8 protein-coding genes are annotated in these 7,475 nt (G+C 48.0%); 3 read left to right on the top strand and 5 right to left on the bottom strand.

All coding sequences use genetic code 11. The annotated features are described in order from the left end of the window. The 3 genes from WCO51_07410 to guaB form a co-directional block, all read left to right on the top strand. The coding region (locus tag WCO51_07410; GenBank protein MEI6513089.1) for a HEAT repeat domain-containing protein at positions 1–303 on the top strand (303 nt) is incomplete at its 5' end. Between the two features lie 142 nt (positions 304–445). Continuing rightward, complete coding sequence (locus tag WCO51_07405; GenBank protein ID MEI6513088.1) at positions 446–967, top strand: hypothetical protein; 522 nt, start codon at positions 446–448, stop codon at positions 965–967. Positions 968–1,019: 52 nt separating this feature from the next. Continuing rightward, the gene (gene guaB / locus WCO51_07400; GenBank protein MEI6513087.1) at positions 1,020–2,501 is read left to right on the top strand and encodes an IMP dehydrogenase; all 1,482 of its coding nucleotides are present in this window, start codon (positions 1,020–1,022) and stop codon (positions 2,499–2,501) included. A 179-nt stretch (positions 2,502–2,680) separates the two neighbouring features. Here the strand turns inward: guaB and WCO51_07395 are convergent, their stop codons facing one another. The 5 genes from WCO51_07395 to WCO51_07375 form a co-directional block, all read right to left on the bottom strand. Then, on the bottom strand, positions 2,681–3,547 hold the full coding sequence (locus WCO51_07395) for a sugar phosphate isomerase/epimerase family protein (GenBank protein ID MEI6513086.1): 867 nt from the start codon (positions 3,545–3,547) through the stop codon (positions 2,681–2,683). A 70-nt stretch (positions 3,548–3,617) separates the two neighbouring features. Continuing rightward, on the bottom strand, positions 3,618–4,010 hold the full coding sequence (locus WCO51_07390) for a hypothetical protein (GenBank protein ID MEI6513085.1): 393 nt from the start codon (positions 4,008–4,010) through the stop codon (positions 3,618–3,620). A gap of 19 nt (positions 4,011–4,029) precedes the next feature. Beyond that, on the bottom strand, positions 4,030–5,439 hold the full coding sequence (pyk, locus tag WCO51_07385; GenBank protein ID MEI6513084.1) for a pyruvate kinase: 1,410 nt from the start codon (positions 5,437–5,439) through the stop codon (positions 4,030–4,032). Next, positions 5,436–6,731, bottom strand: coding sequence for a phosphopyruvate hydratase (gene eno / locus WCO51_07380; GenBank protein MEI6513083.1), 1,296 nt, complete (start codon positions 6,729–6,731; stop codon positions 5,436–5,438). Before eno ends, pyk begins: the two co-directional genes overlap by 4 nt. A 123-nt stretch (positions 6,732–6,854) precedes the next feature. Then, a partial coding sequence (locus tag WCO51_07375; GenBank protein MEI6513082.1) for a hypothetical protein occupies positions 6,855–7,475 on the bottom strand: 621 nt, incomplete at its 5' end.

Raw genomic sequence — 7,475 nt, 5'->3', positions numbered from 1 at the left:
TCGAAAACAACAGCTCTTCTTGTTCAAATGCTAGAACATCCGAGTGCAGAGATTCGCGAGGCAGCAGGCCTTGCTCTGGTAAAGAGGGGTGATGCGCGCGGGCTTGAAGAAGTGGTTCCAGCTGTTAGAAAAGGATTGCTTGACGATAGTGTGATTAAGGGATTGGTTAAGATAAATAACTTACGAGCTCACGAGCTTCTCGTTTTATGTGTTAAAAGTCTTTCATATGGAACCAGTAATCAGGTTGCTGTGGATTCATTAAGAATTTGGGAGCATAGATGGGGAAAAAGACTTAAGAAATAAGATGTACTGGCTCAGTGATATTTTGAATGTGCGCAACAAGCTAAATATAGGGGGTCACCAGTAATTATATATTTCTCCTTGCATTCTCACAAAATCATGCTATGATGAATATAGGTAATACAGAACGTATGGAAAGATAGAAATGGCGGGAATTATTCGGATTGGGATTATTGCGGAGCGGGGGGCGATCGGTGATGAAGAGGCCGAGGTGCTAGTTGGGCAATTCATGGAGATTGTCGATCGCGAGAAGTCGCATGATAATCGAATTGTCGTCGCCTCTACTGCTTCGGTAGGGATGAGCCAACTGGTCATTGAAAAGGCTGCTGAATGGGGGATGCGGTATGAGATTATCGTTCCCTATGCCGGGTATGCGGAAGAATTCGAAGAAGGGGATGAAAGGCAGCATTACCGAAAGCTTATCGGTCGGGCGCTTGATGTTCATTTATTGCCCTTCGGAGAACCTATTTCTGAAGCCTATGAGGGTGCCAATCGTTGGATGGTTAAAAATTGCGATTTGGTGGTGGGCGTTTGGGATGGGCAGACCGAGAATATAGTTTCATTAGCGCTTCATGACGCCGAACTCGCCGGAGTTAGGCGCGCCACGATATTCCCAACTGGGTTTCATATGGCCCCTAAGTGGGATACTCTTACGATTAGCACTTGATTTCGGTTTTGTAGTTACGTTACAATGGGATGAAAAGTCCCTGGGAGAACGTATGGCAAACGATATTATGGGTGAAGGCTTTAGCTTTGACGATGTTCTGCTTGTGCCACAACGCACAGAAGTCTTACCTGACCAAGCTGATACCTCGACAGAGATCGCTAAGGGTATTTCGCTGAGAATCCCCGTTATTTCTTCTCCGATGGATACTGTTACCGAAGCCAGAATGGCGATTGCCATTGCGCGTGAAGGCGGCGTCGGCGTTATTCATCGAAACATGACCGTTGACAGTCAAGTGGAAGAAGTTGACCGCGTCAAAAGGTCAGAACATGCTGTTATCGTCAATCCGATTTCTCTTTCGCGCGACCATGTTGTTCGCGATGCCCTCAACTTAATGGAACGTTACCATATTTCCGGTGTACCCATTACTGACGAGGAAGGGATACTGGTCGGCATCCTGACCAACCGTGATATTCGATTTGAGACCGAGTTTGACCGTCCTATCGCTGAAGCCATGACCAAGGAAAATTTGGTGACTGCTCAGCAAGGGACGACCCTCGAACAGGCCGAAAAAATCCTTCAAAAACACCGAATTGAAAAACTTCCGATTGTCGATGATAAATTCAAGCTTATCGGTTTGATTACGATTAAAGATATCCTGAAGCTTCGTCATTACCCCCATGCAACCAAGGACGATAAGGGGCGTCTGAGAGTTGGCGCTGCGCTTGGTCCGCTACGCAATCCCGTAGATCGAGCTAAGGCTTTAGTGGAAGCCGGAGCAGATTTTCTCGTTCTCGATTCCGCACACGGCCACTCATTAGGGGTATTAAATGCCGTTAAAATCATTAAGAAAGCCCTGCCGGATGCTATTTTGATTGCAGGTAATGTGGCGACTGCTGAAGGGGCTAAAGACTTGATTGAAGCCGGCGCTGATGGCCTAAGAGTTGGGATTGGCGCAGGTTCAATTTGCACTACTCGAGTAGTGGCTGGTGTAGGCATCCCGCAGTTGACTGCCATTATGGATTGTGCGAGTGAAGCACGTAAGCGTGGAGTGCCGATAATCGCTGATGGTGGAATTCGATACACTGGTGATATAGTTAAGGCGCTTGCAGGCGGGGCTGATGCGGTGATGATGGGCAACATGTTTGCCGGCTGTGATGAAGCTCCAGGTGAGATAGAAGTCTATCGAAATCGAGCCTACAAGGTCTATCGAGGTATGGGCAGTATCAGCGCCATGCGTCAAGGCTCAAGTGATCGCTACTATCAAACTAATCCCCAAAACTTAGTGCCTGAGGGTGTCGAAGGTCGAGTTCCTTTCCGTGGACCTCTTGCCGAAACTGTTGTGCAGCTTATCGGCGGCCTAAGAAGTGGTATGGGCTATTTGGGCGTTTGTAACTTAAAAGATCTTCGAGCGAATGCAAAATTCATTAAGATTACCAACGCCGGTCTTCGTGAGAGCCATCCGCATGATGTCTGGATTACCAAAGAGCCACCAAACTATTCCAGCGAATGGTCCGACGGTAGCGGCAAGGAATAAGTTTGACCTGCCCACGTTGTCATAAGCCCATGACCGAGCGGAAGCGTTCTTACCACAAGCGCCGAAAGTGGGTTTGCTCAAACTGTGGCAAGGCTAGGATGCAGGTAGTAAAGGCAAAGAGTCATAGAATAGATACAGATAGAGTCTGAACATGAGTTCAGACTCTATCTGTTTATAAGTTAGAGAAGTGAGATGAGGAACTCGACCTGTCGGCGTAAATTCTGTTTGCCAACCTCTTTCGTGAATCGGCCTAAAGATTCGTCTTCAATACAAAGATCGTCCTTGTAACCGGCTTCACACAAAGCTGTAACATAGCCTTTGATATCGATATCGCCATCCTGTAATGGGCAGCAATATTCCATATAGCCCCAGCCCATTTCCCTTTCGACATCCTTTGTGCCCTCAGGGAAGCAGATATTCTTCATATGGGTATGAACCGTATTCGGTGCGAAACGTTTGATAATCGCGTCAACAGTAGATACAGGGTAGCCACGCCAATAAAGATTGGCAGTATCAACTGTTAGACCCAAGCGTGGGCTTGATACGGAATCTATACAGGCTTGAAGGAATTCGGGGTCGTTGCCTTGTGAACCGTGGTTTTCGATGCCCAATTTTACTGTGGATCCTGGGGTTGCTTCGATGATCCGTTTGATGCAACTGGAAAAGATTTCCATGCGAGTATCGAACGGCAGCTCATCTTGATTTCTCATATAGGCATCGATGCGTATGGCTGGAACACCAAGCTCATCTGCTGCCTTGCAGACTTGGACCACCCAGGCGATTTCTGCATCAACATCCTCGGCGTTAAAGTCATTACTCAACAAAAATGCGCTAATTTGAATTCCTGCATCGCTGAATTGCTTTTTGAACTTAGCTAGGCCATTAGCAGTGCCGATATTAAGATTTTCGTCAGGGCCAAGGCCTCGAACCTTATAATCATGCCAAACGCCGATCTCGACGGCATTCAGCCCCAAATCTTTCAATGCATCTCCCAAAGATGGATAATCGACACCCATTGCAGTGTCATCACGAATTGAAACGTACATAATGCCTCCGTAGTAAATCAAATCCAAGCAAGATTAACTTGCTCGAGCACTTACACAAACAATACCCGCTTTAGCGATGGAACCAGTTTATAAATCGTCCCCAAGCATTAGGATTAGTTTTTTCGGTAGGAGCCGTAGGGGGAGGAAAGTCGGGCATGATGATTACTTGCTCTCCTTGCTTAATAAAGCCTTGGGCGCGAGCTTCAGCCGTTAGCCCGGCCTCTGTCTTTAGTCCATTAAGCTTATAATTCATCCGTTCGATTTCTTTCTTCATCGCCAGATCATCTGCTTGTATCTTGCTGAGCGCTTGATTTTCTTTAAAGCAGGGGATATAGGGGTAACCGCACCATCCTGCGATTGCTAAAAATGCGGCTAGAACAATGAGGATCACTACAAATCGTCGTCTAGCGACTAATCGATTTCGCTTCGAGTTTCTTTTTGTTGTATTTGCATCCGTGCGCATGAGAATATCTCCTATTTTGCTACACAGTCCTGACCGAGATTAAATTTGTGCTGCCAGGATTTCCAACCGGCACTCCGCAGGTGAAAACCACCTTATCGCCTGCTTTAAGCAGGCTATTTTTCACTCCAGCTTGCATCGCTAAGTTCATTAGCTCGTCAACATTAGTGGCTTTATCGATAAGCAAGGGGCGAACTCCCCATACCAAAGCCAGACTTCGATAAGTCCCTTCTTCCGAGGTAGGAGCCACAATCGGCATCCTGGGTCGAAATCTCGAAACCATCTGAGCGGTATAACCGCTAGTTGTCGCTGTCACAATCGCTTTTGCTCTGAGCGATTCAGCTAACGCGCAAACTGCCTGCGCAACCGCCTCGGTTGTCTCTCGATGAGAGTTCATATTAAGAACATCCAGAGTACAGCCATGGTCAATTCCGGTTTCTGCTTCTTGTGCGATGCGACCCATGACAGTCACGGTTTCTACCGGGTATTGCCCCATTGCCGTTTCACCGGAGAGCATGACTGCATCGGTTCCGTCTAAGATGGCATTCGCGACGTCAGTTACTTCCGCCCGGGTTGGGCGCGGATTTGCGATCATCGATTCGAGCATCTGGGTGGCCGTAATCACGGGTTTGCTCGCGCGATTGCAAAGCCTAATAATTTGCTTTTGAATTGTAGGCACATTTTCGATAGGGAGTTGAAGCCCCAAATCGCCTCGCGCCACCATCACCACATCACAGACCTCTATAATGTTTTCAATGTCGTTGACAGCTTCCTGAGTCTCGATTTTGGCAACTAACCGGGCATGTCCCCCCAGTTTGGCCAGTTTCTCCTTCAGGTCGTTGATATGAGCCGCCGAGCGAATATATGAGAGCGATATGAAATCAGGTTGATACTTAATCCCTTGTTCTAAATCCTGCTCATCCTTCGGGGTAATCGGCTCTAAATCGAGAGCTTTCCCCATAAGGGTGATGCCATGGTGCGATTTCACCACTCCGCCTGATATAGCTTTAGTTTCCAGCCTGTCGTTGTCACATTGAGTGATTTTAAGCTCAATATAACCATCGCCTAAAAGTATTCGATTGTTTAATCTGCATGCCCGAAAGAACTCCGGTACTGGAACAGGAAGCGCATCCTTGCTTTCTGCCGCTAAAACAAGTTCAATCTTATCACCGGGACTAATCTGTCTTGTACCGGCGGTGATTACGCCCAGACGTATTTTCGGTCCGGCAAGATCAAGCAAGATACCAATTGGTTGCTTTTTAGCTGCGGCAGCTTGCCTGACCCGCTCAATCTCATCACCTCGCTCGACCCAACTGCCATGAGCACAGTTGAAGCGGATTACATTTACCCCCGCATTCACCAGCGCTTTAACACTCTCTGTGCTTGATGACGCTGGGCCGAGCGTTGCGACTATTTTTGTGTGACGGTTCATCCCTTACGCTTTAACATTGGATACGCGTTGAATCCGGCATAAACAGCGGCCTTATCCAACTCTTCTTCAATTCGAAGGAGTTGGTTGTATTTGGCGACTCGGTCGGTGCGAGCAGGAGCGCCCGTCTTAATTTGTCCTGCGTTCGTTGCAACCGCTAAATCGGCGATTGTAACATCTTCCGTCTCGCCTGAGCGGTGAGAAATTACTGAAGAGTAGGATGCGCGACGTGCGACATCAATTGCTTCCAGTGTCTCAGTCAAGGTTCCGATTTGGTTGACCTTGATAAGAATTGAGTTAGCGACGCCCTTTTCGATGCCCTCTTTGAGCCGCTCTGTGTTGGTGACGAACAAGTCATCGCCAACTAGCTGGCATCGGTCACCGATTGCATCGGTAAGAGCCTTCCAGCCATCCCAATCGTCTTCGGCTAGGCCGTCTTCAATTGAGATGATGGGGTACTTAGCGATGAGCTTGTTGTATAGCTCGACCATCTCAGCGGAGGTTCGGGTTTTACCGCCCTCGCCTGGGAAGTGGTAGACGCCATCTTTATAAAGCTCTGTTGAAGCCGGGTCCATCGTTATGAAAACATCCTGACCCGGTGTAAGGCCTGCCTGGCTGATGGCTTCGATAATGACATCGATAGCGGCATCGACTGAGGTTAGATTAGGGGCAAATCCGCCTTCATCACCGACGGCAGTATTGAGTCCCTGCTTCTTGAGCACTTTTCTTAGCGAGTAGTAGACTTCAGAACCCCAACGCACTGCTTCCGCAAAGCTTGGAGCGCCTACCGGCGAAATCATAAATTCTTGGAAATCGACGCTGCTGTCGGCATGCTTGCCGCCGTTGATGATATTCATCATCGGCACAGGCAGAACGTGAGCGTAGACGCCGCCGATATATTTATAAAGCGGGAGGCCAACGGAGTCAGCGCCTGCTTTGGCCATAGCTAATGAAACGGCTAATATGGCGTTAGCGCCGAGGTTAGCTTTGTTGGGGGTGCCATCGATTTCGATCATGGTCTTATCGATAAGTACCTGGTCGGTTGCGTCCATCTCAAAAAGACGAGGCGCAATCTCATCAATCACGTTATCGACAGCGGTGCCAACACCTTTGCCGCCATAACGATCCGCGTCTTCATCGCGTAATTCAACTGCTTCATAAGCGCCGGTTGACGCTCCGGAAGGGACGGCTGCTCTTCCAAAAGAACCGTCATCGAGCAAGACATCCACTTCCACTGTGGGGTTTCCGCGAGAATCAAGGATCTCACGTGCCGAAATATCAGTAATAAGAGACATTCACTTCTCCCTGCAAAGTATGCTTGATAGAATTATAACACTTCATCTCAATTGCAGGAACCTATCCGAATGTCTACACTATGCATGCTTTGTGTGGAGTAATTGAAGCTAAAAACAGGTAAACTAACGAGCCTTTGGCAGGCGAATTGCAAAGTAGACTGAGGGGACAGTTAGAAGGAATGTCAAAGCGAATAGCAAAGGATACGAGGCGAATCCGAGGAATTTGCCGCCAACGATGGGAAGAAGCATCGATGCCCCATAGATTACGTTTATAACCCCCATAACCATAAGTGAGCGGGGACCGTGACCGAGATGGTCGAGCAGGTAGTTGGTTGGGATTGTCCAAACGCTCAAACTGACCAATCCATACATCACAAATGGGATGATATAAGCAGTTATGCTAATTTCACGGACAACTAGCGCTGTGGCAGGGATGAGTGAGGCTGTTATGGCGATGCCAATTAAAGATGCTTTTGTGCCGTAATGATCTCTAATTAGGTTCCATAGTATGCCACCCACTGCAATCCCTACAGCAATCGCTGAAACATAGCGGCCGACCCAAACAGGGGAAGCTCCGGGAAGTTGTTTGGCATCCAGGACATAGAAATTTACGGAGAGATTAAAAAAAACAATAAACGCCGACGTGATGATGCATAAACGCACAGCGGGATCGGAATGCCAGAAGATACATATCTGGTCAATATAGTCTTTAAAGGTTTGTTGAGGATCTTCTGTTTGAACTCG

It is taken from the genome of bacterium, assembly GCA_037131655.1.
Taxonomy (GTDB): domain Bacteria; phylum Armatimonadota; class Fimbriimonadia; order Fimbriimonadales; family JBAXQP01; genus JBAXQP01.
This window is presented reverse-complemented; position numbering and strand designations above follow the sequence as displayed.

Bases quoted from the DNA above. Each gene is read 5' to 3' on its own strand.
- WCO51_07405 (MEI6513088.1), top strand. From the start codon at position 446: ATGGCGGGAATTATTCGGATTGGGATTATTGCGGAGCGGGGGGCGATC.
- guaB (MEI6513087.1), top strand. From the start codon at position 1,020: ATGGCAAACGATATTATGGGTGAAGGCTTTAGCTTTGACGATGTTCTG.
- WCO51_07395 (MEI6513086.1), bottom strand. From the start codon at position 3,547: ATGTACGTTTCAATTCGTGATGACACTGCAATGGGTGTCGATTATCCA.
- WCO51_07390 (MEI6513085.1), bottom strand. From the start codon at position 4,010: ATGCGCACGGATGCAAATACAACAAAAAGAAACTCGAAGCGAAATCGA.
- pyk (MEI6513084.1), bottom strand. From the start codon at position 5,439: ATGAACCGTCACACAAAAATAGTCGCAACGCTCGGCCCAGCGTCATCA.
- eno (MEI6513083.1), bottom strand. From the start codon at position 6,731: ATGTCTCTTATTACTGATATTTCGGCACGTGAGATCCTTGATTCTCGC.